This window comes from Marseilla massiliensis (assembly GCF_016899855.1).
Classification (GTDB): domain Bacteria; phylum Bacteroidota; class Bacteroidia; order Bacteroidales; family Bacteroidaceae; genus Prevotella.
In genome coordinates this window covers 1-322 of the sequence record NZ_JACJJG010000272.1, presented here as the reverse complement: position 1 = coordinate 322, position 322 = coordinate 1, and the positions used below count along the sequence as shown (strand labels likewise).

The window sequence follows — 322 nt, the reverse complement described above, 5'->3', positions numbered from 1 at the left end:
ATCCCGGCATCGGGAGCCTTCTTCCAGGAGGATTGAACTGGAGGCCTTGCTTCCCGGCTATGTATCCCGCCTGTCACGCAAAGGCATGAGTGTCCGAAAACTGTTCAAGGAATACCATGCCGAATATCCTGACGGCTATCAGTTGTCTTCCTTCAAACGGGCTGTCCGTCAGTACAAGTTTCACGTCAAGGTCGTCGGTCATGTCGAGCACTATGCCGCCGACCAGATGTATATTGACTTTGCCGGTGACAGGCTTGAAGTCGTTGATGAAATGACGGGCGAGACGAAGAAAGCCGAGGTGTTTGTCGCCATCCTTCCGTTC

The 322-nt window shown here is 53.1% G+C and carries 1 pseudogene; it reads left to right on the top strand.

The features are described from left to right. Positions 1 to 322: pseudogene (locus H6A34_RS15465) on the top strand (IS21 family transposase); the annotation flags it as partial.